Below are 24,789 nucleotides of genomic sequence, written 5' to 3'. Positions count from 1 at the left end.
ACTATTCACAAATCACAAATCATATAAATTTTTATAATAGGAAAATAAAGATGAAAAGATTATTAGTCGTGTTATTTGTCGCCGCTTGTTCATTTAATGTTATTGCCGCACCTGTAAACATCAATACCGCTGACGCAAAAACCATAGGGGAAGCTTTGTCGGGCATAGGTTTGAAAAAAGCCGAAGCCATTGTTAAGTACAGGGAGACAAAAGGTGAATTTAAAACTGTGGAAGATTTGGTTAACGTTGATGGAATCGGTCCGAAAACCGTCGAAAAAATCAAAAATGATATTTTGTTAAGCGATGCGGTAGCCGGTGATCAAAAGACTGATAAAAAAATAGATGAAAAAGCTGATAAAAAGATAGAAGAAAAAAACAAGTAGATTATTGGTAGTTATTGCAAGTGACCGGCAGTTTCTTATTAGGGGGCTGCCGGTTTTTTGTTGTTTGGCGTTTATTTTAATCTGCACTTAGCGCCGGGCAAAAAACAGGCCGGCTAAAAATACTGTAAAATGACCGAACAGGCCTGACTCAATCATATTCATCTATATTGTCGACTGGACGATATTTTTTTTGGATGTAGTTTGGGTTTCGATGAAGCTCAGTAGAATAGCCAAGTTGGATTGAGTAAAGTGCCGGTGTTATTTGTTGTTTTTAACTGCAATGGTTTGATATGAAATGAATGAAGAATACGAATACGATGATGAAGAGATTGAATATTACGCAATCCGGCCTAATAAAACACAAATAAAGAAAGATATGGCGGCTCTTTTTGCTTTAAGCGAAGAAATGTCAGAGCTACCGGCAGGGCAATTAAAAATTCTTGAACTTCCTGAGATTATCAATAAAGCCGTTGTAGAAGTATCCGGAATGCCGCATAAAGGCGCGAGAAAACGGTTGCTGAAATTTATTGCCGGTCAACTCAACAAGATGGATATAGAGCCTATTTTAGAGAAACTGTCGCGTATCAAAAATAAAAGCGCCCACGCTGTCAGGGAGCATCATATTGTTGAGCGTTGGCGTGATCGGCTGATTAGCGAGGGTAATGATGCGTTGACGGCATTGCTTGACGAGCAACCGCATGCGGATAGGCAATTATTAAGGCAATTATTACGCAATGCTCAAAAAGAAGCAGAAGCCGGTAAACCGCCTAAATCCTCCCGCCTGTTATATCGCCAACTGAAAGAATTATTTAAGGTTGAAGGCGAGCCGGATGATGACACAGAGTTCGAGGATGAGCAGGAGGATGATTAATCGTCCTTCACTCCGGCATCTTAACAATCGTTAAACAGATCCATTTGCCGGAAATGAGTCCGGCCGGACCTGTTTTCCAGCGATGACAGCGTAACGCCTAACAAGCGGACGTTGCGTCTGCCGATGTCGGTGTCATTCAATAAGTCTTCAAGTATAACGCCCATAGCCAAATCCGCTGTAATGCGGTGCGGCAATGTCCGGCTGCGGGTGATTTGCACAAAATCGTGATATTTGATTTTGACGGTTAGGGTATGGGCGATCAATTGCTTTTCGGTGACTTTGCCTTGCGCTTTTTTCAATAGGCTGTGCAACTGCCCGATGACATCTTGTTTAAGTTTAATATCGTGTTGAAACGTAACTTCCACACCCACGGATTTTCTGATGCGGTAGTTATTGACGGGGCGATTATCTATGCCTCTCGAAATACTGTAGTAATGCAGGCCGGCTTTACCAAAATAGTGTTGCAACATTTCCAGAGACAGCTCCTTCAAGTCTTTACCCGTCTTGATGCCCAGCGAGTGCATTTTTGCTGAAGTGGCTTTGCCTATGCCATGAAATTTTTCGACCGGAAGCCGTTCGGCAAAGTCTGCGCCCTGTTCCGGGGTGATTAAATAAAGCCCGTCCGGTTTGTTGATGTCGGAAGCGATTTTAGCGAGGAATTTGTTATATGAAACACCGGCCGAAGCAATCAGCTGGGTTTCTTGTTTAATTGCCGCTTTGATGGCTTTGGCGATTAATGTGGCAGAGCCTTGAAGCAAACTGACATGGCTAACATCCAGATAGGCTTCGTCCAGGGAAAGGGGCTCAAAAAGGTCGGTATAGTCGGCAAATATTTTTCGAATGGCCGTTGACGCTTCTTGATAGGCATCGAAGCGGGGCTTTACAAAAATAGCCTGCGGGCATAAGCGGTAAGCGTGAGATGAAGGCATTGCGGAATGAATGCCGTATTTTCTGGCTTCATAGCTACAGGTTGCGACAACGCCGCGAGAGTCGGGAGCCCCGCCGACGATCAGAGGTTTGTTGCGGTATTGTGGAAAATCGCGTTGCTCTACGGCCGCAAAAAATGCATCCATATCAATATGAATGATTTTGCGGGTAGAGCTCATTTGCGATTGCACGGATGCAGGAGTTAGAACAACGCATGGGGCAGTTGTCGAGAGCAATGCAGGAGCAATTGCCGAGTGTTATTTTTCGGAGTTTCTCGTTTCCGGCAGATTCAGATCTGCCGTCATATTCCAGTCGGAGAAAGGAAAAGGCAGGGTCTCGGTATTGAAAGTCAGGAACAGCAATATATGGTAGGTATAAATGGAAAGGCTGCGTCCGAAATTAAGAATGTTGATGTTGGCTTTGCCGGTTAACAGCGTTGACGCCACCTGCAAGATAATAACGGCCCAAAGCAGCATTCTGACCAGTCCGCCGATAGCCGCAAAAATAAGCATAAAGAAAATTCTTTTCCAGGTGCTGATTTGCGTCAGGTTGTAGTTGATTTGTTCATCCATTGTATTAACCTCGGTTCATAATGTCGCGTAAATCAAGAGCCGCCGCATTCGCGCGAGCTATATAATTTGCCATCGACAGGGAGTAGTTGGCGAACAGGCCGTAGCCGCTACCATTTAAAATCATCGGACTTAAAATGGGGGTCAGCGCGTTTTCCAGCGCCTTAATCATGATATCAACGGTACGCATGGCTCGTTTATCCAGCAAAATATCCTCAAAGTCATGTTTGATGGCCCTGAGTATATGCAGTAACGCCCAGCTTGCCCCACGCGCTTCGTAGAAAACGTCGTCAATCTCCAGCCAGGTGACTTTGGCAACCGTGGTGCCTTTTTCATCAGCCGCTTCCCGTTCAAGTTCGGTTAATCCGGGGCCATAGTTGCCGCTGGCGCTGTTTGCGGTCAAGCGGGTGGAAAGTCCGCCCAGACGTTTGATCACAACTTCGGTGTATTGCCACAGATTGTCGGCACGGGAATAAAATTGCGCTTGTTTTATTGGGCCGCCGTATTTTTGTAGGCGCTCCATATACTTATGCAACGCCTCAATGCCTTTTGAATATTCGGCTTCTGTTGACGGTAGAGCCCATGAGTCGTTTTCATAATAGAAATAAGGTTCGGCAATCGCCAAATCAGGATCTTCAGCCGATTGGGATTGATCCCGGGCAAAGTGGTTTCTTAATGCCGATGTGGCGTCACGCAGCATAACCAGTGCGCCGTATTCCCAGTTGGAAATGTTGTCCAGGAAAACGCCGGGAGGTGCGACATCGTTAGTAATATAACCGCCGCTTTTATGCAATAGAGTCTCGGCAATATGAGCCAAGGTGTTGGTATAGACATAGCCGACCGGCATGTTTTCAGTGGAATGGGTTTCTTCGGCGCGTTTTACGGCTTCGTCCTGAACATTAAACTGCCCCGGCTCACTGCCCCACCAGGCGCCGAGAAAGACCAGGATAATCAGCACAATGAGGGTAAAAACGCTAAAGCCCCAGAGTATTCCTTTAGATTTTATATCGTTCAGTGTATCGTTTGCCGCCATTTTTGAAATCCCGTAAAGAGGTTTTTCGTAGGACCAAAACATTTCATCCTACTGCTTTTTTATATAAAAATTGGCTACATGGTAGCAGGTTTTTTTGTTATTTGCTTATGGAGCAAGCTGTTATAACGGTTTTTTTTTGGCTCTTGGATGCGCTTTGTCATAGATTTCAGCCAGATGCTGAAAGTCCAAATGGGTGTATATCTGGGTCGTGCTGATATTGCTGTGTCCGAGCAGTTCCTGAACGGCCCTTAAGTCCTGACTGGACTCCAGCAAATGGCTGGCAAAGGAGTGTCTTAGCATGTGCGGATGGATATGTTCGGCAATGCCTTTTTTTATGCACCACTGTTTTAGCCTTAATTCAATGTTACGTTGACCGAGCCGGGTGCCGCGCATTGAAACGAATAATGCAGGCTCAAGCGCAGGGATTTTTACGGCTCGCTGCTGTAACCAGTTTTCAATAGCGGCAACGGCTTTGCCGCCTACCGGCAATACTCTCGATTTGCCGCCTTTACCTATGCGGACAACCAGCGAGCTGTCCGGCAAGTCCAGATCTGTTAAATCGAGCGCCGAAAGCTCGCTTAGCCGCAGGCCGGACGAATAGAATAATTCGAACATGGCCAGGTCGCGTATTTCAAGTAATGAACTTGCCCCGGCTTCGAGCAAGCCGGTTAGTTGATCGACATCCAGTGTTTTAGGCAGCCTCCTGGCTTGTTTGGGGGCGTGGATATGCTGGGCCGGATTGAGGCTGACCTGGCCTGTTTTTAACAGGTAGTTATAAAAACTGCGAATCGCGGATAACTCGCGTTGCAGGCTTTTGCTACTTAAGTTTTTTCGATGCCGACCCGCTATATGCGAGCGAATATCCGTATGCTTCAGGTCGGCCCAGTGGTTTATGGCTTTGTCTGTGCAATAGCGGCACAAATGCTTAATATCCCTCTGATAACTTTTTACGGTGTGTTCCGAGGCGCGAACTTCAATGGTGAGCTGCTTTAAAAAATCAGCCAATACAAGCTCGGCATCAGGATGCATGTTATTAACGCTGTTGCAATAATGTGATCAGCCGGGTACCGATGATTTCGCTCATTTGGTTTAAAAACAAGTTGCCCATGCTGTAATGGAACCGGCCTTCTTCCCGGCTGCCGATGGCTAAAATGCCTTCCAGTTCGGTAAAGGCCAGCGGGATAATGGCGCAGGATTTTACTTCAAATGCCAATTCGCCGAATAATACTCTTGCCTGGGCTATAGTCGGGCGGCCGCATTTGGGCTGGTTGCCGGCCAGTTCAACAGCAAACGGCTCCAGGTCTTTGCTGTCGGGTTCAATAAAAAGATTGGTAAGAGCGGTGTCAGGATTGTGCTTGATGATGCGTACCGCAACAAAATCGATCAAAAAATACTCCGACAGCACGACATCAAGGTTGGCAACTGCTTCTTCCAACGTTGTGGAATCCAGCAGGGCCAGAGTCAATTTATGCATACGGTTCAGGGAGGTATCGTTATCCCGGGCTATTTCTATCAACGCAGTGAGCTGGTTTTCCATGTCATGATGCCTGCTTCTGAACAGTTCCAGCTGTTTTGAGATTAGGGAAACCGCATTGCCGGTGGGATGAGGGATGCTCATGTGTTCCAGCAGATTCAAGTGCTCATGGAAGAACTCGGGATGTTTTCTCAGGTAGTCCTCAACCTGGGTTGAAGTGAGTTCAGCGAGTTGTTCGTTCATAGTGTTATTTGTCCTTCAAAAACAGAAATGGCAGGTCCCGTCATTAAAACCGGTTCGCCACGGCCAAGCCAGTTGATGGTTAGCGTTCCGCCGGGCAGGTCGACACTGACCGTATGGTCCAGCAGATTGTGTTCAATGCCGATGACCACCGCGGCACAAGCGCCGCTGCCGCAAGCCAGGGTTTCAGCCGCGCCGCGTTCAAACACGCGCAGCTTGATGTGTTGACGGTCTACTACCTGCATAAAGCCGACATTAACCCGTTCCGGGAAAAAAGCATGGCTTTCCAACGCGGCTCCCAATTCAGCGACTGGCGCGGTTTTAACATCCGTAACTTGAATGACAGCGTGTGGATTGCCCATCGAAACAGCGCCAAAAGCTTTTTCGGTATCGTTAACCTGCACGGTGTAAAACCGGGATTCTTCTTCCGCCAGCAGAGGTATTTCAGCGGGTGCGTGCATTGGAACACCCATATTGACGGTGATCAGGTTGTCGGCATCAAAACGCAGCAGCAATTGGCCTGAATTGGTGTCGACGCGGATTTCATTCTTGTCCGACAGTTTTTTATCGCGTACAAAACGGGCAAAGCAGCGTGCGCCATTGCCGCATTGAGCGACTTCTCCGCCGTCTGCGTTAAAAATACGGTATTTGAAATCGGCATTGGCGTTTACCGCTTTTTCGACCAGTAGCAATTGATCAAAGCCTATGCCAAAGTGCCGGTCAGACAGCTGCCGGATTTGCTCGGGCGTTAAAGCTATCTGCTGATTGATGGCGTCAATGACTACAAAATCATTACCGAGGCCGTGCATTTTAGTGAAGTTGATCATTTAGATGGTGTTTTCGTGGTGGATGTTTATAAAATTTCACGGCAACAGATGTTCGCCCGCCCAAAGCTGCGCAATCGTTTCTCTTTCCCTGATCAAGTGCAGGCTGCTTCCATCAACCATCAGCTCAGGCAGGCGCGGCCTGGAATTATAGTTTGAGCTCATGCTAAAGCCATAGGCCCCGGACGAGCGTATCGCCAACAAATCGCCCTGGGCAATTTTAAGGAGGCGGTCTTTACCCAGAAAATCACCGGTTTCACAGACTGGTCCGACTATATCCCAATTGATTTCCGCCGCGTCACTTTGCAGGTTTACCGGAATAATGTTCTGCCAGGCACTATATAAAGAAGGGCGCACCAGATCATTCATGGCCGCATCGACGATAGCAAAATTTTTATTGGCTGTCGGCTTAAGATATTCAACCTGAGTCACCAGAATACCGGAATTGCCGACGATAGCGCGGCCCGGTTCCAGCAAAATTTCAAAATCGGTTCTGCTAAGCCGTTCCAAAACCGCCTGTATATATTCAGCTGGTTCAGGCGGCTGTTCATCTTTATAACAAATACCGAGGCCGCCGCCCAGATCCAGGTGATGCAGTTTAATCCCTTCGGCTTCAAGCGTTGCAACCAGATCGAGAATCTTATCCAGCGCGTCCAGAAAAGGCCGGGTTTCAGTTAGTTGCGAGCCGATATGGCAATCTATGCCGATCACGTCGATGTTGGGCATGGCTGCTGCACGGCGATATTCAATCAAAGCCTGCTGAATGTCGATGCCGAATTTATTTTCCTTTAAACCGGTGGAAATATAAGGATGGGTTTTGGCATCGACATCAGGGTTTACCCGGAAAGATACCGGCGCGATAACGCCCAACTGTCCGGCCAGCCGGTTAATCCGGTCCAGTTCGCCGCTGACCTCAATATTAAAACAGCGTATGCCGATTTTTAATGCCGCGAGGATTTCATCTTCACGTTTGCCGACACCGGAAAACACGATTTTTTCAGGATCGCCGCCCGCGGTGATAACCCGTTCCAGTTCACCCAGAGAAACAATATCGAAACCTGAGCCTAAACGGGCCAGCAGGTTGAGCAGCGCAATATTGGAATTAGCCTTTACCGCATAACAGATTAAATGCGCCTGCTCGCCGAAGGCTTGGTCGAAAGCTTTCCAGTGCCGCTCCAGCGTGGCTCTTGAATAGATATAGCAAGGGCTGCCGTATTTGTAGACGATGTCCTGGACAGCAATATCTTCAGCAAAAAGCTCGCCGTCTCGGTAATTGAAATAATCCATTGTTATTTATTCTTTTCGGATTTTGGTTCTGGTTTAGGGGCGGGTTCCGGTTCGACATGAATCGGCGCTGCTTGTCCCGGCAAATAAAGCGGGCCGGGTTGTCCGCAGCCTGCTAAATCGGTGATTAACAGCAATAGCAGCAATAACTTAAAAGGTTTCATCGAAATCATTGTTGGTAAGCGTCAGGGCTCATGGCAAGAATGGCCAATATAATAAGCTGAATTCCAAGAAAAGGCATTAGAAATGCTGGATAGTCGCAATTGCATTGCCCTCTCAAGCTGCAGAATAGTTTAAATGAGATTGAGTTAGGTCAGCGGGCGTATGGAATTGGGTGCTATAACTCAATTTAACGTACAAGTCGGCGTAAAAGCATACAAGCTTGAGAACCGAAAATCCGAGCAAATCTGCATGCTAATGCAATTTACAAGCAGACACTAAATAAATTGTCTGCAAGCATCCGGCTATCCGTACTGATGCCTGTTAATTTTTTTAAGGAAGTGCTGATTTATTCGAAATTAAAATTTGTATAACTTTAAAATTAAAGTGCTTATGAATAGCTTAGTGGCAAAAAATTGATTTAATCAGCGCTTCCTTAAGTGTTCCGCCTGAATATTGGCGGGCCAGCCTTTTTGCTTCATTCGTCGTCTTCCAGGTATAGTCTCTATAAACTGAACATGATAATTTATTTTGTCTACACCCTCTTAAGTTTGCCAATAGTTATACCCATTCTGTATCGCTTAAATTTATCCGGTTCATGCTACTCAAAAATGATCGATTCTACCGGATTAGTGAAACGTCAACAGAACCGAGATTTGACTATATCTTTGTCATCGGGTTTATTATATAAAATTAGGTTTGTCTCTATTAAATTCATAAGGCGGGAAATATAAATCCTGGACAAAAATATGCCGGATCAGCCAATTACATTACCGACTATTATCTGGCCTTACGACGAAACACTGGTCCGTTTATCGTTGAGCTTGGTTCTTGGATTGTTGATCGGATTGGAGCGTGAGCGGCGTGGTAAAGACGCTGGTCTTAGAACCTTTGGTTTTATCGCTTTACTAGGAGGACTAGGCGGGGCTTTGGGCGAAAACTATGCGCTTCTTAATTTGGCTTTGGTCGGATTGCTGAGCTTGGTGCTTAATATTCAGTCGTTGAGATCGAATCAGGGCGCCGAGTTAACTACTTCTGCAGCCATGTTGGTCACCTGTTTGGCGGGTATTCTGTGTGGTCAAGGCCATACGATTTCCCCGGCCGCTGTAATGGTTATAGCGACAGCGCTTCTGGCTTGGAAAGAACCTCTAACCGGCTTCTCGACAGGATTGACTGAAAGTGAACTGCGTTCAGCACTGCTATTGGCAATTCTTGCAATTGTTATCTATCCCGCATTACCATCAGGCTTGATAGGCCCTTGGAGTCTGACTGATCCCCAAGCCACTTGGGTGACCGTGATTTTGATTTCAGGAATCGGGTTCGCGAACTATATCCTTTTAAAAGTATACGGTGTGCGTGGTACAGAGATTTCAGGATTCCTTGGAGGACTGGTAAACAGCAATTTTACTGTCATTGAGCTCTCCGGCCGGGTGAGTGACAACGAAAAACTAGCTAACTCGGCTTATCGCGGAATCTTGCTAGCGATCACTGCCATGTTGGTTCGCAACGCCAGTCTTCTTTTAATTCTAGCGCCTGTTGTACTATTGATTAATCTGGCTGCGTTTGTGCTGATGTTTCTGGCAAGCGCTATTTTAGTGTTAATAAGTTATCAACAACGTAGCACCAATTCTTTGGATAATCCTGTGCAAATTAATCCAGGGTTACCGTTTTCATTATCGGTGGCACTGAAATATGGTTTTGTATTTCTTGTGATTCATATAGTGGGCTCCCTAGCCCAAAGACAGTTTGGAGAAACAGGATTCTATATAATCAGCGTTGCAGGAGGGCTCATGTCGAGCGCCAGCGCCGTTGCAGCAGCGGCCAATCTTGCATCACACGGCAGTATTTCGGCTGCAATTGCAGGAAAAGCTTCTATATTGGCGTCTTTCACCAGCATTGCTTTCAGTCTTTCATTTGTACTCAGGACGCGAAATGGCTATCTCATAAGGAGATTAGCAATAGCGATGTTTTTTGTAGCTATTGGCGGAATAGCAGGAGCTATTATTTCAGACAGGCTCTCGCCAATGTTTATCACTTTGGTTGAATCATTGCGGTTCAAGCCATGACGCGACTACCGCTTTGCAAGTAAGTTCCAAAGACTAATTATTCTCCGGCCAATAGTAATAAATGCCAGCTTGTTAAGCGATATCTTCAGAATTCTTGAATGATGTGAATAGGGTTTGTGTCAATAACGTGGGATCATTTGCAATTAATTTTGGTCAAAATTTTGTAATATTTTTAAATAATCCAGCCCGAAAAAACGGATGTTCTCAGGTCGCTACAACTAACAATATACGAAATGATTAATACTCTCCTGGAGTGGGAAACTAGGCATATCCCCGCATATGCAGTGCATTGCATATGCGGGAGGAGGAGCGAAATAACCATATTACAAAACTGTATAGTTTTGGAAAACTTCCGGCAATGTTCCCGTTGTTATTCTATTTCTGAAATCAGGCAATTCCGCTTGATATGAAAGAGGATTGAAGATATGAACAATAAACCCCACAAAACTCTGATCGCCATATTTGCCATGGTCATCATGACAACAACTGTTAACTTGGCACGGGCCGACGAATCGAAGGGCGGGGAAGCCGGAAAACTGCAACTTTTCAGTCAGGCCCAGATTTCCTTATCCGAGGCGATTAAAACAGCGGAACAAAAAACCGGCGGCAAAGCCTTGGAAGCCGAATTGGATGACGACTCAAACGCGGTCCAATTCGAAGTAGAGATTGTTAAGGACGGAAGGATTCATGAGGTCAAGGTAGACGGCAAGACCGGCACTGTGCTCAAAGTTTCTTTGGACGATGATTCCGACTAAGACGCTCAAAACGAGATAGAGTTAAGTATCAATACGAAGGCGGAATCCCCGGTATTTTCCTGATGAGATGAAAATATTAATTATTGAAGATGATCATGAGACCGGGGATTATGTTTCGGCAGGTCTGAAAGAGGCGGGTCATAACGTCGATTTGGCAATAGACGGTTATGAAGGGCTGCTCTGTGCCAAAGAAGGGCATTATGACCTGCTGATTATCGACCGTATGCTCCCCTATCTTGATGGATTGACCATAGTAAAAACTCTGCGAAGTTCGGGCTGTAATACCCCTGTTCTATTCTTAACGACTATGTGCGGAATTGATGATCGTGTTGAAGGTCTTAATGCTGGTGCGGACGATTATCTGGTCAAGCCGTTTGCTTTCAGCGAGCTTGCCGCACGGGTGAATGCCTTGTTGCGCAGGCCGCGGGAAACGGCGGAACTGAAAGTTTTACAAGTCCAGGATATTGAGCTCGATCTGTTGAAAAGACTGGTAAGGCGTGATAGGCAGCTTATCGATCTCCAGCCGACTGAGTATCGCCTCCTTGAGTATCTTGTTCGCCATGCTGGACAGGTAGTAACGCGCACCATGTTGCTGGAAAACGTCTGGGATTTTCATTTTGATCCTCAAACCAATATTGTCGAAACCCATATCAGCCGCCTGCGCAGCAAATTGAATGCCGGGGGCAAACCGGATATCATCCAGACTGTACGCGGCGCTGGGTATATGATCCATGAAACTGCCTAGTATTGTCGACACCGCCACTTTTAAACTGTCGGCCTTATATTTGGGCCTCTTTTTGCTTTCTTTCATGGCTATCGGTTTGATGGTTTATTTTCTGACAACCAATGCACTTGAACAGCAGCTTAAAAGCAGTGTTGAGGTCGTGGCAAACAGACTGAAAGCTGAGTACGATTCCGACGGGATGGACGAATTAAAAGAAGAAATTGCCGAAGACGATTGCTTGACCACGCACATTTGCGGAATCTTGGATCGGAATGGCGCGTTAATAGGCGGAGATTTCGGCGGTTTTAAACCTTCCCTGGGCTGGCAGACTATCATCCGGCCGAACGCCGGTAAAAAACTTCAGCGGGAAGGAATAGACGTTATTTATATGAAGGTTATCCCCCTACCGGGTAATGTCTGGCTGGGCGTGGGTCATGACGGTGAATATATCAGGGATGCGGGTGAGGCGATTATTCAGGCATTTTTATGGGGCTTTGTTTTGGTAATCTTTTTGGGCGCAAGCGGCGGATTGTATCTCAGCCATGCTTTTCTGAGAAAAATCCAGCGCATTACCCAATCGACACAAGCCATTATTGCCGGTGATCTGAAACACCGGCTGCCGGTTTCAAAAAACCGTGATGAACTGGACAAGCTCGCAGTATTGCTAAACCTGATGCTGGATAAAATCGGCGCGTTGTTTGACAACATTCAGCAAGTATCCAACGACATCGCCCACGATCTGCGGACACCGATCAGTCATTTGCAATTCAGACTTGAAGATGCCGTAAAAAGGGATCTTTCGATAGAGCAATACAAGGAACGGATCGCCTTCGCCATTGAAGAAGTCGATAAGATTCTTGCTACGTTCTCCGCCATGCTGAGAATTTCTCAAATTGAATCCGGTTCTCGCCGTAGCGGTTTCAAAGTCGTCAATCTTAGCGAGATCATCATTTCCGTTATCGATGCACTTTATCCCGTCGCCGAAGAACGAAGCAAAATCGTCCTATCGGATATTGAAAAAGACATCAAGCTGACCGGCGATAAGGAGTTGTTGACGCAACTAGCCTTTAATCTTTTGGAAAACGCCATTCTACATACGCCTGCACAAACAAAAATCGAGATAAGCCTAAGCTCAACCGGCAATCGGATTGACTTGACGATAGCCGACTACGGGCATGGGATTGCAGAAGAGCACCGTCAAAAGGTATTGCAACGCTTTTATCGGTTGGAACAAAGTCGTACAACACCGGGTAATGGTCTCGGGCTCAGTATTGTAGCGGCTATTGCCGATCTTCACGAAGGCACACTAACGCTGCTTGATAACAAGCCGGGGCTTAAAATTATATTCAGTTTGCGGTGCAAATGAATAACCACTCAGCTTATTTGCTAGATTCAAAACACACGCATTATCACAGAGTTATGCAGTATCGCTAAAATTGTAAGTAGTTGTTTTAAGACGACTATTATTAAAATATCAACAGAAGCTAGCTTATTGAATTTGTTGGTTGATTGTTGATAAAGAAACAATTCGGCGGCCTTTTATCTTTTAATTAGATGTATGCATCTAATAATGTCGTTTTATTAAATATTAAATCCTCATTAAACTTCTTTTCAACCTAAACGGCAGTTTTATCTTTCAACAGTAATGATTTTTCAGGAGCATTTTCATGGCGCTTAAATTGGAAAAAACAGATAGAGAACCACGAACAACTGAAATCGCAAACCAGATTGCCACGATTTTACAGGAGATTAAGTTTGGTTCGGTTGAAATTACCATTCATGAAAACAAGGTCGTGCAAATAGAGCGTAAGGAGAAATTACGCTTCGATACTAAAAAATAATTACCCATTTCTACCGTAAACAAACGGCGATTGAAAATATTAATAAGAGAGATAACAGCCTGACCGGACCGCCGGATGGTACAGATATATTTAAGGATTAAAACCATGAAACATTTTAAACGTACCGCTCTAGCCGGCGTGATTAACCTTGCCTTGTTCGGTATTCCCGATGCTCATGCCGATACCGAAGCTCTGGAGCGTCGTATCCGCGAACTGGAAAGCCGATTGGAAAAGCTGGATAAGGCAGGGGCATTATCCAGTAAACCTGTTACGGCAGCTCCCGCTCCCGAAGTAGAAAAACTGAGCCGAAAAGTTAATACTCTCGAACGTAAACTGGAATTGCAGGATGAAGTGACAGCCGGCGCGTTCCAAAAGCTGCCGATATTCGATGCCGGTGCGGATGGATTCAAGATTACGTCCTCTGATAAAAAGCACCAAGTGCGGATTCGCGGTGCGGTGCAAACCGACGCGCGTTTCTGGCTTAATGACGATAGTTCCAGGGCAACCGACAAATTCGAAGTCAAGCAAGCGCGTATCTGGTTGGAAGGCTACTTTTTTAAAGATCTGTATTTTAAAATCATGCCCGACTTTGCGGCGAGTGGCAACATCCTGCCGGATGCTTATCTCGATTACGCCTATCATCCCGCAGCGAGCTTGTTGGTCGGTAAGTTCAAGCCTTCAATCAGTCTTGAGCGCTTACAAGGCGACTCGGACGGCACCTTCCTGGAACGCGCCTTTCCTACTTATTTAGCCAGCAACCGTGACGTAGGTATACAACTGCATGGGGCGTTCTCCAAGCCGGGCTATAAGACAGAGACCGTCGCAGGTCCTATCGATACCAGGAACACGCTGACTTACCAAATCGGTATCTCAAACGGTTCCGGAGACGATGGCAGCCCTGCTTACAATTCACCCGATACCGATAACAATAAAGAAGTGGTCGGACGTTTATTCGCCCATCCGTTCCAGCATACCGGTTACTCCTGGCTGGAAGGCTTGGGACTTGGTGTCGCGGGATCTGTCGGCAACCCGGACAAACAGGCTCTTAAAGTTCAGGCTACGCCAATAGGCAGAACGACGTTTCTTGATTATAGCAAGGTTAATGCGGGCGTTGCCGCGCCGACATCGGATGGCGCTACTTACCGCATTTATCCCCAGGCTTACTGGTTTTCAGGCCCGTTTGGCGCTATTGGCGAGTATGTTGTTTCGTCCCAGCATTTGGTTAGCGGTAGAACGGATATTGAACAAAAGAATACGGCTTGGCAGTTTCTGGCCTCTTATGTAGTAACCGGCGAGGACAACAGCTTTGCCGGCGTCAAACCCATTCAGAATTTTGATCCCCTGAAAGGCAACTGGGGCGCATTACAGCTAGCAGCCCGCTACAGCGAACTGGATGTGGATGATGCGACTTTCAGACTTATTGATCCGAACCAGTCAGCTTCGAAAGCCAAAGCTTGGACCTTGGGCGCCAACTGGTTCCTTAACAGCAATGCCCTCATTCGGGCGGACTACGAAAATGTATCGTTTGATGGCGGTGCGGCCAGAGGCCGTGATATGCCCAACGAATCAATTTTTGCAACACGATTCCAATTAGCATTTTAAACAACCTGACATAAGGGGTTTTACTGATGAAAAACAAATTTACCAACATTGTCTTTGCGGCCGTATTAGTCGTATTGGCAGCCAGCGAGGTGCGCGCGGCGGATATCAATCTGCTCAACGTATCTTATGACCCGACGCGTGAGTTGTATAAAGATTACAACGTCGCCTTTGCCAAATACTGGAAAGCCAAAACCGGCGATAACGTGACCATCAATCAATCCCATGCCGGTTCCGGAAAACAGGCGCGTTCTGTATTGGATGGCCTGGAAGCCGACGTGGTTACCTTGGCGCTGGCCTATGACGTGGACCAGCTCTACCAAAAGCGCAAGCTGATTCCGGAAAACTGGCAAAGCCTGTTACCTAACAACAGCTCTCCTTATACGTCCACTATCGTATTTCTGGTACGTAAGGGCAATCCGCTGGGTATTAAGGATTGGGATGACATCGTCAAGCCCGGCGTAAGCATCGTGACGCCGAATCCGAAAACCTCCGGCGGCGCGCGCTGGAATTATCTGGGTGCATGGGCTTATGCACTTAAACATAACAACAATGATGAAGCCGCCGCCAAAGCGTTCATTGCCAAGTTATACAAAAACGCTGCTGTGCTGGACACTGGGGCTCGCGGTTCTACCACCACCTTCATCGAGCGGGAAATCGGCGATGTATTGATTGCTTGGGAAAACGAAGCTTATTTGGCTTTGAAAGAGTTCGGCCCGGACAAGTTTGAAATTGTCACGCCTTCATTGAGTATTTTGGCTGAGCCGCCGGTTGCCGTCGTTGATGATGTCGCGCGTAAACACGGCACTACCGAAGTCGCAACCGAGTACCTGAAGTATTTATACAGTAAAGAAGGTCAGGAGATTATAGGCAAAAACTATTATCGTCCTACCGACCCTGAAGTTGCCGCCAAATACGCCAAGCAGTTCCAATCGTTGGAGTTGGTCAATATAGCTCAATTCGGTGGCTGGAATGCAGCGCAGGCAAAACATTTTGCCGATGACGGCGTGTTCGACCAAGTATACGGACCGGGAAAATAACTCTCCGGGAGTTTCTCAATTAGCCGCAAGTATATCGGCTGGGCTTATATCGCTCAGCCGTAATTGCGGCATTAAAGTAAATCGGACGTGGATAAATACACGTCCGATTCGAATTTTGACAAGCTCGTGCGAATTATGAGCGGTCGCTTTTGATGGCGGCACAGCGAAAGGCACGGGTACTCTACAAAGATGTTTTCGCTACGCCTTTTCAATTATCGTTTGAATAACTTGAACCAGGATTTTTATCCATGAAAAATTATTTTACCCGGATTATCGTTGTAGCTGCGTTATCGCTTCTTGCTGTGAGCAATACGCCGGCAGCCGACATCAATCTGCTTAATGTCTCTTACGACCCGACCCGTGAATTGTACAAGGAATACAACACCGCTTTCGCCAAATACTGGAAAACCAAGACCGGTGATACCGTAACTATTAACCAATCCCACGGTGGTTCCGGAAAACAGGCGCGTTCTGTATTGGAAGGTTTAGAAGCGGACGTGGTTACGTTAGCTTTATCCAACGATATTGATCAGCTATACCAAAAACGAAAATTGATTCAGGAAGATTGGCAAAAGCAGCTGCCTAACAACAGTTCTCCTTATACGTCCACTATTGTGCTTCTCGTGCGTAAGGGCAATCCGCAGGGCATTAAGGATTGGAATGACATCGTCAAGCCAGGTATCAGTGTCGTAACGCCGAACCCTAAAACCGGTGGCGGAGCGCGGTGGAACTATTTGGCAGCATGGGCTTATGCGCTAAAAACCAACAATAATGATGAAGCCGCAGCCACAGCGTTCGTCAACAAATTATATAAAAATGTCGCAGTATTAGACTCCGGCGCACGCGGCTCGACAACCACCTTTGTCGAGCGGGAAATCGGGGATGTGCTGATCACCTGGGAAAACGAAGCTTACTTGGTGCTGCGTGAGTTTGGCGCGGATAAATTTGAGATCGTTACGCCTTCGTTAAGTATTTTGACTGAACCGTCAGTCGCGGTAGTCGAGGACGTGGCGCGCAAGCATGGCACAACCGAAGTCGCGACCGAATACCTGAAATATCTGTACAGCAAGGAAGGTCAAGACATTATAGGCAAAAACTTTTATCGTCCTACCGACCCTGAAATTGCGGCCAAGTACGCCAAACAATTTAAGGCTGTGGAGCTGGTGACAATCGCTCAATTCGGCGGTTGGGATGTCGCTCAGAAAAAACATTTTGCCGATGACGGCGTGTTCGACCAAATATACGGACCAGGAAAATAAATCGCTGAAAATTACGGGGCGGTGTTTATTTGCCGACCATTGTCCCGTTTAAGCGATTGATTAATTTGCATCGTTCCCTCCGATTGTTTATGCGGGAACGAAAATAAAGCTTTCGATCAACGTTGGAGTTAGTGAATGTCACAAACACAAAGCAGTATTATGCCGGGATTTCGCCCGACAATCGGGTTCACCCTGATTTATTTAAGCCTAGTGGTTTTAATTCCGCTAAGTACTCTGGTGTTTAAAAGTTTTGGGCTGAGCTGGGAGGATTATGTCCATATCATTACCAGTAAGCGTGTGATGGATTCGTTTCGCGTCAGTTTTTCCACCGCGTTGGTGGCCGCTTTGATTGCCGGCTTCTTCGGCTTTATTGTCGCTTGGGTGTTGGTGCGTTATTCATTTTTCGGCAAGCGTTTTTTTCATGCCTTGATCGACTTCCCTTTTGCTCTGCCGACAGCCGTTGCCGGTATTGTTTTGGCAACTATCTTCCAACCCAGCGGTTTTCTGGGTAAGTTTTTGATAGATACGTTCGGCATACAAGTCGCTTTTAAGCCGCTGGGTATTGTGATGGCGCTGATTTTTATCAGTATCCCGTTTATCGTACGTACCGTCGAACCGGTATTGCTGGAATTTGAACCGGCGTTGGAAGAAGCCGCATCAAGTCTTGGCGCTACGCGCTTGCAGGTTTTTAGCAAAATTATTTTTCCAAATGTTTTTCCGGCTTTGCTGACAGGTTTTGCGCTGGCTTTTGCCCGAGGCGTCGGTGAATACGGCTCAGTCATTTTTATTGCCGGCAATATTCCTTATGTGTCGGAAATTGTACCGCTATTGATTGTCGCCAAGCTGGAGCAGTATGACTATAAAGGCGCCACAGCCATTGCCCTGACCATGCTGGTTATCTCATTCGTACTGCTGTTTCTGATTAATTCATTGCAATTATGGGTGCGCAAGCGCTCTGGACAACTATAAGGAGCTTCGAATATGAGTGCTGTTACTCAACCCATAAACCCGGCCAGATTGGTCGAACACCAGCCACGGGTTTTGCAGGATGCCGACTGGGTCAGGTGGAGCCTGATCGCAATTGCGCTGGGCTTTATCGGCCTGTTTATCTGTTTACCTTTAGGCCTGGTGATTTATCAAGCTTTCTCTAAAGGCATTGCGGCTTATTGGTCGGCGCTATCCCAGGACGATACGCTGGCTGCGATTAACCTGACTTTATTGACGGCATTGGTCACCGTACCGTTGAACACAGTCTTCGGCGTTGCCGCGGCCTGGGCAATTACCCGATTCGAGTTTACCGGAAAAAGCCTGTTGACCACATTGATCGACCTGCCATTTTCGGTATCGCCGGTTATTTCGGGCTTGATTTTCGTGCTGATGTTCGGCGCGCAAGGCTGGTTTGGCGAATGGCTGAATGAGCATGATGTAAAAATCATCTATGCCGTTCCGGGGATTATTCTGGCTACGTTGTTTATCACCTTTCCTTTCGTCGCCAGACAGTTGATTCCGCTGATGCAGGAAATGGGCAATCAGGAAGAAGAAGCTGCACTGTCGTTAGGCGCCAGTGGTTTGAAGACTTTTTGGGCGGTGACCCTGCCTAACATTAAATGGGCTCTGCTATATGGCGTATTGCTGTGCAATGCCCGGGCGATGGGCGAGTTTGGCGCGGTGTCAGTGGTTTCCGGCCATATCCGGGGCATGACTAATACGCTGCCTTTACATGTGGAAATCAACTATAACGACTATAACTTGGTCGGCGCCTTTGCCAGCGCTTCGATTCTGGCGGGTCTGGCTATCGTGACATTGTTTTTAAAAACCGCGTTGGAATGGAAACAAGCAAACCGTTCACCACAATGATTTTATTTTCGAGACTTCCTTTATGAGCATTATACTTTCCAATATCAGCAAAAATTTCGGTACATTTGCCGCACTGGATCAGATTAACCTGGAAATCCCGGAAGGCGAACTGGTAGCCCTATTAGGACCTTCCGGCTGCGGCAAGACGACGTTGCTCCGTATCATTGCCGGTCTGGAAAAAGCCGATGAAGGGCGGGTATTATTAAGCGGACAGGACAGGACTGATCACGACGTCAGTCAGCGCGGCATCGGCTTTGTGTTCCAGCACTATGCGCTGTTTCGGCACATGACGGTATTTGAGAATGTGGCGTTCGGCTTAAGAGTCAAATCCCGCCGCGAGCGGCCGAGCGAAGCGATTATCCGTAAGAAAGTGCATGATTTATTGAACTTGGTGCAACTTGACTGGCTGCACGACCGCTATCCCGATCAACTGTCCGGCGGCCAGCGTCAGCGTATCGCGCTGGCCCGCGCCTTGGCCGTGGAGCCGTCGGTATTATTGCTGGACGAACCGTTTGGCGCGCTGGATGCCAGTGTGCGCAAAGACTTGCGGCAATGGCTGCGCAATTTGCATCATGACCTGAATGTCACCAGTATTTTTGTCACTCATGACCAGGAAGAAGCCATGGAAGTGGCCAGCCAAGTCGTTGTGCTCAATCACGGGCGCATCGAGCAACAGGGTTCACCCAGCGATATTTACGATCATCCGGCCAATGCTTTCGTTTCCCGCTTTATCGGGCAGACCAATATTTTTGACCTGGACCAGCACGATACTGAATGGTTGCAGGCCGCCGGGCTATTGGCTCCGCAGCAGAAAGGCAAGATCGCGCATGTTCGGCCCCATGATATCGTTATCGAAAAGTCGGCGACCAATAGCGATACGTTTGTAACCCTGAAAGATTGGCAACATTTGGGCGCTTTGATCCGTATTGAGCTGGTCAACAATGGCGCCAATAATTCAGCTGTAAGCGTTTTTGCAGAAATGCCCAATGAACAGTTCAAGCGTTTGCAGCTGAGCAAAGGTGACAAGGTCGATCTGCGAATACGCCATGCCCACTGGTTTCATTAATTCTTGAATAACGTTTATTGTTTAATAAACGGCGAAGACAACAAACTGAGCAGGGCGTGGAGCGCACGCCTTTCTCTCTCCTTTTGCGCTCACAGCACGCTCTACGCTTTATTCGATACTGCTGAAGTCTAGCCCGCTCCATACTTACCTGGTCTTTATTAAATAAGGAGATATCCTAATCAATGAATTTAAGCCAAATTGAATTGCTTCGCGTGCTTCAGGAGAATGATTTCAGCCTCTCAAAAGCCGCGGAAAAAATGCATATTGTGCAATCGGCGGTTAGCCGGCAATTACAGCTTTTTGAAACCGAGCTGGGTTCACCTATCTATGAACGGCAGGGTAAAAAATTAATCGCTTTGACTTCCCTGGGGCAACGTATCATGGAAGAAGCCGCGGTCATTAACATGGCCAAAAACAATATCCAGACCATAGCGGCGGATTATATCGACAGTAACCAGGGCGTTCTGCACATTGCGACCACACATACCCAGGCCAAGTATTTTTTACCGAAACCTATCCTGCGCTTTAGGCAAAAATATCCGGGCGTCAGGATTTATATGGTTGAGGCCTCGCCCGAGCAACTGATTGATAAATTGCATGCCCGGAAAGCGGATATCGCCATTTGCACCGAGAAAGTTGCCGAAGATACCGATTTGATCGTTAAATCCTGCTATGAATGGCATCATGCAATGATGGCGCCAAAAAATCATCCGCTGAGTGAGGGCGATATTTCCCTTAAACGGCTGGCCTCTTATCCGATACTCACCTACAGCTTTGGCTTTACCGGGCGCTCAAATATCGAGACAGCGTTTAAAAATACCGGCGTGGAACTGGATATCATCCTGGCTGCCGCCGATACCGACGTGATCAAGACTTACGTTCGGCTGGGGATGGGCGTCGGCATTATCGCCGGTATGGCCTATGACCCGGCGATGGACCAGGATCTGGTGGCGCGGGATTTATCGCATCTTATTCCAAGCTCAAGAACCAAGATCGCCTACCTTAAAAACAACTACCTGCCTTTATATACCCAGCACTTTATCGAAGAGCTACAGGTTGCGGCTAAAGAGCTTAATCTTCATTAAGGAGAGGGATTTAAAATAGCGTATGATTCGTAGAGGCAACTCTATGTCACGGTTTACGCAATAGAAAAGATTGCCGGTATGACGACAACATGACTGGTGTAGATGCGCCTATGGCAACCAAAGAAAATACAACGACTCAATTGATCAAGGAACAATCCACGGAACGGCCGCAACCCGTGAGCTTTGGATTGGCCTTCCGCTTCTGGCTAAAACTTGGTTTTATCAGTTTCGGCGGGCCTGCCGGTCAAATCGCCATCATGCATCAGGAACTGGTCGAGCGGCGGCGCTGGATTTCAGAAAAGCGTTTTTTGCATGCGCTGAATTATTGCATGTTATTGCCGGGGCCCGAAGCGCAGCAGCTCGCGGTTTATCTAGGCTGGCTGATGCATCGCACTTGGGGCGGAGTGGTTGCAGGGACTCTGTTTATTCTGCCGGCGCTGTTCTTGTTGATTCTGCTAAGCTGGATTTACCTGAGTTTCGGCCATGTTCCCGCAGTGGCCGGTGTGCTTTACGGCATCAAGCCTGCCGTCACCGCCATCGTGCTGTTCGCCGCGCACCGCATCGGTTCGCGGACTTTAAAAAACGGCCTGCTGTGGATTTTAGCGGCGCTGGCTTTTCTCGCCATTTTCGCATTGCATGCGCCGTTCCCGTTGATCGTGTTGAGTGCGGCTTGTTTCGGAGCCATCGGCGGGCGCATCGTCCCTGACAAATTCGCCGTTGGCGGCGGGCATGGCGCTGCCAAACAAAGCTACGGCCCTGCTTTGATCGATGACGACACACCCATTCCCGATCATACCCGGTTCCGTTGGTCGCACCTGCTTAAAATCGCGGCGGCGGGATCGATTTTGTGGGGCGGCGTGATGGGCTTGTTGTGTTGGCACTATGGTTGGAACGGTGTGTTGACGCAGATGGGCTGGTTTTTCACCAAGGCGGCGTTGCTGACTTTCGGTGGCGCTTATGCCGTATTGCCTTATGTCTATCAGGGCGCGGTGGAGCATTATCACTGGCTGAGCGCGACGCAAATGATCGACGGGCTGGCGCTGGGCGAAACCACGCCCGGTCCGTTAATCATGATCGTCACCTTCGTCGGGTTTCTGGGCGGCTGGAGTCAATTGCCGTTCGGCCCGGATGGGTTATTAATGGCTGGTATGGTCGCGGCGGTGGTAGTCACTTATTTTACCTTCCTGCCCAGCTTTTTGTTTATTCTGGCAGGCGGCCCGTTGGTCGAATCCACGCACGGCAATTTAAAATTCACTGCGCCGCTGTCGGCGATTACCGCCGCGGTGGTGGGCGTGATTATTAATCTTGCGGTATTTTTTGCCTGGCACGTGTTCTGGCCGCAAGGTTTTACAGGGCGATTCGACGGTATTGCCGCGCTGATCGGGGCTGTTGCGTTGCTGGCATTGTTCCGTTACAAGGCGCGCGTTATTCCGGTCATCGCCGCTTGCGGCGCGGCGGGACTATTGCTGTTGCCGGTCAAACCATGGCTTGCCTGATAAATACCGGATTACCGTGCTTGTTAGACTACGATGTTTAGAATTACAAAGCCAAGCATCACGAGTATCGCCGTTTTGCTCGCTTGACAAAGCACAACCTGTAAAGTACTTTAAACCAACATCAACAAGCTGACCGGACAACCGGAAGCCGGTGAGCCTCAAAAGGGGCCACTGGCTTTTTTTTGGCCAAAATTCGGCTACGGCAATCAGTTTGCGACTCATTTAGACAGGAGATTTTTATGTCACATTGGTACGAAGACAATTCCCATTCCATCGGGCAAACTCCATTGGTGCGACTTAATCGTATTACCGATGGCGTGCCGGTCACCTTATTGGCGAAAATTGAAGGGCGTAATCCCGCCTATTCGGTCAAATGCCGGATCGGTGCGGCGATGATCTGGGATGCCGAGCGTCGCGGCTTGCTGGGTCCAGGCAAGGAACTCGTTGAACCAACCAGCGGCAATACCGGTATTGCGCTGGCCTTTGTCGCGGCGGCTCGCGGTATTCCGTTGACCTTGACGATGCCGGAGACGATGAGCCTGGAGCGCCGTAAACTGCTGATTGCCTATGGCGCCAAACTGGTGTTGACCGAAGGCGCCAAGGGCATGAGCGGTGCGATAGCGAAAGCCGAGGAAATCGCCGCTTCCGATCCCGAGCGCTATGTATTGCTGCAACAGTTTAAAAACCCGGCGAACCCGGCTATTCACGAACAGACCACAGGGCCTGAAATCTGGAACGATACCGACGGCGCTATCGATATTTTCGTTTCCGGCGTCGGCACCGGCGGGACGATTACCGGCGTTTCCCGGTATATCAAGCAGACGCAGGGCAAGGCCATCGTTTCGATTGCGGTTGAACCTGAGGCAAGCCCAATACTCACCCAGTATCGCGCTGGTGAGCCGTTAAAACCCGCTCCTCATAAAATTCAAGGCATCGGCGCGGGATTCGTCCCGGATGTTCTCGATCTGTCGCTGATTGATGAGATCGAGCAGGTCAGCAACGAAGAAGCAATAGCCTACGCGCGCCGTCTTGCACGGGAAGAGGGTATACTGTCCGGTATATCCTGCGGTGCAGCAGTCGCGGTAGCGGTGCGTGTCGCCAAGCGTCCCGAAAACGCCGGTAAAACCATTGTTGTCGTGTTGCCGGATTCCGGCGAACGTTATTTGAGCTCGCCTTTGTTCGAAGGTGTTTTCGATGCCGGTGGTTTTGCAGCGTGAACGATAGTATTCATCTTCATAGTAAATTTGATTGGGGTATTGATGAGCTGGTTGCGAAATTGCGCAGTTTGCGTGTCGAATCGCTGGAAATCAGGCATCGCCGCGACAAACCGCCCAAGCTGCCGTCACGTAAAGAGCTGCACAAAATACTCGATGGACTGAGTGCGGTATTGTTTCCGAATCGGCTGGGCCTGCCGGACTTGAACGACGAAGGTATTGATTATTTCGTTGGTCATACGCTCGAAAACTTACTGCGCGAACTTTACAAGCAAATCCGCCGTGAGCTTCAGTTTATTTCCGGGCAAGAAGGCATCGACACGGTAGCTCATCAGCAAGCCATCATCCTTACCCGCGATTTTGCCGCGAGGCTGCCTGATGTAAGAAAGCTGCTTGATAGTGATATTCAGGCCGCATATGAAGGCGATCCGGCGGCAAGAAGTCCTGATGAAGTGTTGGTTTGCTATCCGGGTATTAACGCGATTATTCATCACCGGCTTGCTCATATCCTTTATGGTTTGGGTGTGCCGCTGGTAGCCCGGATTATCTCGGAGCTTGCTCACTCAGCCACCGGTATTGATATTCATCCCGGCGCGCAAATCGGCGAGAGTTTTTTTATCGATCACGGTACCGGCGTGGTCATAGGCGAAACAGCCGTTATCGGGCGGCATGTTCGCGTCTATCAGGCCGTTACTCTGGGCGCCAAGCGTTTCCAGAAAGACGATAACGGGGTTCTTGTCAAAGGCAATGCACGGCATCCTATCGTTGAAGACGATGTCGTTATTTATGCGGGCGCAACGATTTTAGGGCGTATCACCATTGGCCGTGGTTCGACCATCGGCGGCAACGTCTGGCTGACCCATAGTGTACCCGAAGGCAGCAATATCACTCAGGCCTATGTGCGTAGTGAATTGTTCCAAGGCGGAGCCGGAATATAGATTCAATGCGAAAGAACGTTACCTCGTTCCCAAGCTCCAGAGACTGTGAAAGTATTTTTGAAAATATGACGCATACTATTTTAGT

General features: G+C 48.0%; 25 protein-coding genes. 17 read left to right on the top strand and 8 right to left on the bottom strand.

Annotated features, from left to right (window positions below):
* The first annotated feature begins 50 nt into the window (after positions 1-50).
* Together V7051_RS19690 and yjgA are read left to right on the top strand one after the other, a co-directional pair.
* Complete coding sequence (locus V7051_RS19690) at positions 51-383, top strand: ComEA family DNA-binding protein (RefSeq protein WP_333877925.1); 333 nt, start codon at positions 51-53, stop codon at positions 381-383.
* A 295-nt stretch (positions 384-678) separates the two neighbouring features.
* Positions 679-1,254 carry a ribosome biogenesis factor YjgA gene (yjgA, locus tag V7051_RS19685; RefSeq protein WP_333877927.1) on the top strand — a complete coding sequence of 192 codons (576 nt, stop codon included), beginning with the start codon at positions 679-681 and terminating at the stop codon, positions 1,252-1,254.
* A gap of 20 nt (positions 1,255-1,274) precedes the next feature.
* Here the strand turns inward: yjgA and dinB are convergent, their stop codons facing one another.
* The 8 genes from dinB to V7051_RS19645 all read right to left on the bottom strand — a co-directional run bounded on the left by dinB (position 1,275) and on the right by V7051_RS19645 (position 7,769).
* Positions 1,275-2,360 carry a DNA polymerase IV gene (dinB, locus tag V7051_RS19680; RefSeq protein ID WP_333877929.1) on the bottom strand — a complete coding sequence of 362 codons (1,086 nt, stop codon included), beginning with the start codon at positions 2,358-2,360 and terminating at the stop codon, positions 1,275-1,277.
* A gap of 78 nt (positions 2,361-2,438) precedes the next feature.
* Positions 2,439-2,753, bottom strand: coding sequence for a DUF4389 domain-containing protein (locus V7051_RS19675; protein ID WP_333877931.1), 315 nt, complete (start codon positions 2,751-2,753; stop codon positions 2,439-2,441).
* 4 nt (positions 2,754-2,757) lie between these two features.
* The gene (locus tag V7051_RS19670) at positions 2,758-3,783 is read right to left on the bottom strand and encodes a DUF2333 family protein (RefSeq protein WP_333877966.1); all 1,026 of its coding nucleotides are present in this window, start codon (positions 3,781-3,783) and stop codon (positions 2,758-2,760) included.
* Between the two features lie 120 nt (positions 3,784-3,903).
* Positions 3,904-4,812 (bottom strand): tyrosine recombinase XerC, encoded by a 909-nt coding sequence (gene xerC / locus V7051_RS19665; RefSeq protein WP_333877933.1) that lies wholly within the window; start codon positions 4,810-4,812, stop codon positions 3,904-3,906.
* Between the two features lie 4 nt (positions 4,813-4,816).
* Positions 4,817-5,500 (bottom strand): DUF484 family protein, encoded by a 684-nt coding sequence (locus tag V7051_RS19660; RefSeq protein WP_333877935.1) that lies wholly within the window; start codon positions 5,498-5,500, stop codon positions 4,817-4,819.
* Positions 5,497-6,324, bottom strand: coding sequence for a diaminopimelate epimerase (dapF, locus tag V7051_RS19655; RefSeq protein ID WP_333877937.1), 828 nt, complete (start codon positions 6,322-6,324; stop codon positions 5,497-5,499). The genes V7051_RS19660 and dapF overlap by 4 nt, the downstream gene beginning before the upstream one ends.
* A 36-nt stretch (positions 6,325-6,360) precedes the next feature.
* Positions 6,361-7,608, bottom strand: a complete 1,248-nt coding sequence (lysA, locus tag V7051_RS19650; protein WP_333877939.1) for a diaminopimelate decarboxylase — start codon at positions 7,606-7,608, stop codon at positions 6,361-6,363.
* A gap of 2 nt (positions 7,609-7,610) precedes the next feature.
* Positions 7,611-7,769 (bottom strand): lipoprotein, encoded by a 159-nt coding sequence (locus tag V7051_RS19645; RefSeq protein WP_333877941.1) that lies wholly within the window; start codon positions 7,767-7,769, stop codon positions 7,611-7,613.
* 744 nt (positions 7,770-8,513) lie between these two features.
* Between V7051_RS19645 and V7051_RS19640 the strand changes: the two genes are divergently transcribed.
* The 15 genes from V7051_RS19640 (at position 8,514) to epsC (ending at position 24,704) form a co-directional block, all read left to right on the top strand.
* On the top strand, positions 8,514-9,830 hold the full coding sequence (locus V7051_RS19640; protein WP_333877942.1) for an MgtC/SapB family protein: 1,317 nt from the start codon (positions 8,514-8,516) through the stop codon (positions 9,828-9,830).
* Positions 9,831-10,255: 425 nt separating this feature from the next.
* A complete protein-coding gene (locus V7051_RS19635) occupies positions 10,256-10,585 on the top strand; it encodes a PepSY domain-containing protein (RefSeq protein WP_333877943.1) in 330 nt (109 codons plus the stop codon).
* Between the two features lie 67 nt (positions 10,586-10,652).
* Entirely contained in the window at positions 10,653-11,330 is a 678-nt protein-coding gene (locus V7051_RS19630; protein ID WP_333877945.1) for a response regulator transcription factor, read from the top strand.
* Positions 11,317-12,675 carry an ATP-binding protein gene (locus V7051_RS19625; RefSeq protein ID WP_333877947.1) on the top strand — a complete coding sequence of 453 codons (1,359 nt, stop codon included), beginning with the start codon at positions 11,317-11,319 and terminating at the stop codon, positions 12,673-12,675. Before V7051_RS19630 ends, V7051_RS19625 begins: the two co-directional genes overlap by 14 nt.
* 301 nt (positions 12,676-12,976) lie before the next feature.
* Positions 12,977-13,150 carry a YezD family protein gene (locus V7051_RS19620; protein WP_333877949.1) on the top strand — a complete coding sequence of 58 codons (174 nt, stop codon included), beginning with the start codon at positions 12,977-12,979 and terminating at the stop codon, positions 13,148-13,150.
* Positions 13,151-13,255: 105 nt separating this feature from the next.
* Positions 13,256-14,752, top strand: coding sequence for a porin (locus tag V7051_RS19615; RefSeq protein WP_333877951.1), 1,497 nt, complete (start codon positions 13,256-13,258; stop codon positions 14,750-14,752).
* Between the two features lie 26 nt (positions 14,753-14,778).
* Complete coding sequence (locus V7051_RS19610) at positions 14,779-15,789, top strand: sulfate ABC transporter substrate-binding protein (protein ID WP_333877953.1); 1,011 nt, start codon at positions 14,779-14,781, stop codon at positions 15,787-15,789.
* A gap of 248 nt (positions 15,790-16,037) precedes the next feature.
* A complete protein-coding gene (locus tag V7051_RS19605) occupies positions 16,038-17,048 on the top strand; it encodes a sulfate ABC transporter substrate-binding protein (protein WP_333877955.1) in 1,011 nt (336 codons plus the stop codon).
* A gap of 135 nt (positions 17,049-17,183) precedes the next feature.
* Positions 17,184-18,017 (top strand): sulfate ABC transporter permease subunit CysT, encoded by an 834-nt coding sequence (gene cysT / locus V7051_RS19600; protein WP_333877957.1) that lies wholly within the window; start codon positions 17,184-17,186, stop codon positions 18,015-18,017.
* A gap of 12 nt (positions 18,018-18,029) precedes the next feature.
* Entirely contained in the window at positions 18,030-18,905 is an 876-nt protein-coding gene (gene cysW / locus V7051_RS19595) for a sulfate ABC transporter permease subunit CysW (RefSeq protein ID WP_333877959.1), read from the top strand.
* Between the two features lie 22 nt (positions 18,906-18,927).
* The gene (locus tag V7051_RS19590; protein ID WP_333877961.1) at positions 18,928-19,971 is read left to right on the top strand and encodes a sulfate/molybdate ABC transporter ATP-binding protein; all 1,044 of its coding nucleotides are present in this window, start codon (positions 18,928-18,930) and stop codon (positions 19,969-19,971) included.
* 182 nt (positions 19,972-20,153) lie between these two features.
* Positions 20,154-21,056: a LysR substrate-binding domain-containing protein gene (locus tag V7051_RS19585; protein WP_333877963.1), complete on the top strand. Its 903-nt coding sequence runs from the start codon at positions 20,154-20,156 to the stop codon at positions 21,054-21,056.
* 89 nt (positions 21,057-21,145) lie between these two features.
* A complete protein-coding gene (gene chrA / locus V7051_RS19580; protein ID WP_442919682.1) occupies positions 21,146-22,552 on the top strand; it encodes a chromate efflux transporter in 1,407 nt (468 codons plus the stop codon).
* A 239-nt stretch (positions 22,553-22,791) separates the two neighbouring features.
* Positions 22,792-23,769: a cysteine synthase A gene (gene cysK, locus V7051_RS19575; RefSeq protein ID WP_333877964.1), complete on the top strand. Its 978-nt coding sequence runs from the start codon at positions 22,792-22,794 to the stop codon at positions 23,767-23,769.
* Positions 23,766-24,704, top strand: coding sequence for a serine O-acetyltransferase EpsC (epsC, locus tag V7051_RS19570; protein WP_333877965.1), 939 nt, complete (start codon positions 23,766-23,768; stop codon positions 24,702-24,704). The genes cysK and epsC overlap by 4 nt, the downstream gene beginning before the upstream one ends.
* The last annotated feature ends 85 nt before the right edge of the window (positions 24,705-24,789 follow it).

Origin of the sequence: Methylobacter sp. (genome assembly GCF_036845245.1) — a bacterium.
Lineage (GTDB): Bacteria > Pseudomonadota > Gammaproteobacteria > Methylococcales > Methylomonadaceae > Methylobacter_A.
The sequence above is the reverse complement of the archived record's forward strand: the minus strand, read 5'-3'. Positions and strand labels throughout refer to the sequence as shown.

What these genes read in the sequence shown, in the direction of transcription:
- V7051_RS19605 (WP_333877955.1), top strand. Translation starts at nt 16,038, where the DNA reads ATGAAAAATTATTTTACCCGGATTATCGTTGTAGCTGCGTTATCGCTT.
- V7051_RS19615 (WP_333877951.1), top strand. Translation starts at nt 13,256, where the DNA reads ATGAAACATTTTAAACGTACCGCTCTAGCCGGCGTGATTAACCTTGCC.
- V7051_RS19590 (WP_333877961.1), top strand. Translation starts at nt 18,928, where the DNA reads ATGAGCATTATACTTTCCAATATCAGCAAAAATTTCGGTACATTTGCC.
- V7051_RS19645 (WP_333877941.1), bottom strand. Translation starts at nt 7,769, where the DNA reads ATGAAACCTTTTAAGTTATTGCTGCTATTGCTGTTAATCACCGATTTA.
- V7051_RS19620 (WP_333877949.1), top strand. Translation starts at nt 12,977, where the DNA reads ATGGCGCTTAAATTGGAAAAAACAGATAGAGAACCACGAACAACTGAA.
- lysA (WP_333877939.1), bottom strand. Translation starts at nt 7,608, where the DNA reads ATGGATTATTTCAATTACCGAGACGGCGAGCTTTTTGCTGAAGATATT.
- V7051_RS19625 (WP_333877947.1), top strand. Translation starts at nt 11,317, where the DNA reads ATGAAACTGCCTAGTATTGTCGACACCGCCACTTTTAAACTGTCGGCC.
- V7051_RS19635 (WP_333877943.1), top strand. Translation starts at nt 10,256, where the DNA reads ATGAACAATAAACCCCACAAAACTCTGATCGCCATATTTGCCATGGTC.
- V7051_RS19630 (WP_333877945.1), top strand. Translation starts at nt 10,653, where the DNA reads ATGAAAATATTAATTATTGAAGATGATCATGAGACCGGGGATTATGTT.
- cysW (WP_333877959.1), top strand. Translation starts at nt 18,030, where the DNA reads ATGAGTGCTGTTACTCAACCCATAAACCCGGCCAGATTGGTCGAACAC.
- V7051_RS19675 (WP_333877931.1), bottom strand. Translation starts at nt 2,753, where the DNA reads ATGGATGAACAAATCAACTACAACCTGACGCAAATCAGCACCTGGAAA.
- dinB (WP_333877929.1), bottom strand. Translation starts at nt 2,360, where the DNA reads ATGAGCTCTACCCGCAAAATCATTCATATTGATATGGATGCATTTTTT.
- V7051_RS19660 (WP_333877935.1), bottom strand. Translation starts at nt 5,500, where the DNA reads ATGAACGAACAACTCGCTGAACTCACTTCAACCCAGGTTGAGGACTAC.
- cysT (WP_333877957.1), top strand. Translation starts at nt 17,184, where the DNA reads ATGTCACAAACACAAAGCAGTATTATGCCGGGATTTCGCCCGACAATC.
- xerC (WP_333877933.1), bottom strand. Translation starts at nt 4,812, where the DNA reads ATGCATCCTGATGCCGAGCTTGTATTGGCTGATTTTTTAAAGCAGCTC.
- yjgA (WP_333877927.1), top strand. Translation starts at nt 679, where the DNA reads ATGAATGAAGAATACGAATACGATGATGAAGAGATTGAATATTACGCA.
- chrA (WP_442919682.1), top strand. Translation starts at nt 21,146, where the DNA reads ATGACTGGTGTAGATGCGCCTATGGCAACCAAAGAAAATACAACGACT.
- V7051_RS19640 (WP_333877942.1), top strand. Translation starts at nt 8,514, where the DNA reads ATGCCGGATCAGCCAATTACATTACCGACTATTATCTGGCCTTACGAC.
- V7051_RS19670 (WP_333877966.1), bottom strand. Translation starts at nt 3,783, where the DNA reads ATGGCGGCAAACGATACACTGAACGATATAAAATCTAAAGGAATACTC.
- V7051_RS19690 (WP_333877925.1), top strand. Translation starts at nt 51, where the DNA reads ATGAAAAGATTATTAGTCGTGTTATTTGTCGCCGCTTGTTCATTTAAT.
- dapF (WP_333877937.1), bottom strand. Translation starts at nt 6,324, where the DNA reads ATGATCAACTTCACTAAAATGCACGGCCTCGGTAATGATTTTGTAGTC.
- V7051_RS19610 (WP_333877953.1), top strand. Translation starts at nt 14,779, where the DNA reads ATGAAAAACAAATTTACCAACATTGTCTTTGCGGCCGTATTAGTCGTA.
- V7051_RS19585 (WP_333877963.1), top strand. Translation starts at nt 20,154, where the DNA reads ATGAATTTAAGCCAAATTGAATTGCTTCGCGTGCTTCAGGAGAATGAT.
- cysK (WP_333877964.1), top strand. Translation starts at nt 22,792, where the DNA reads ATGTCACATTGGTACGAAGACAATTCCCATTCCATCGGGCAAACTCCA.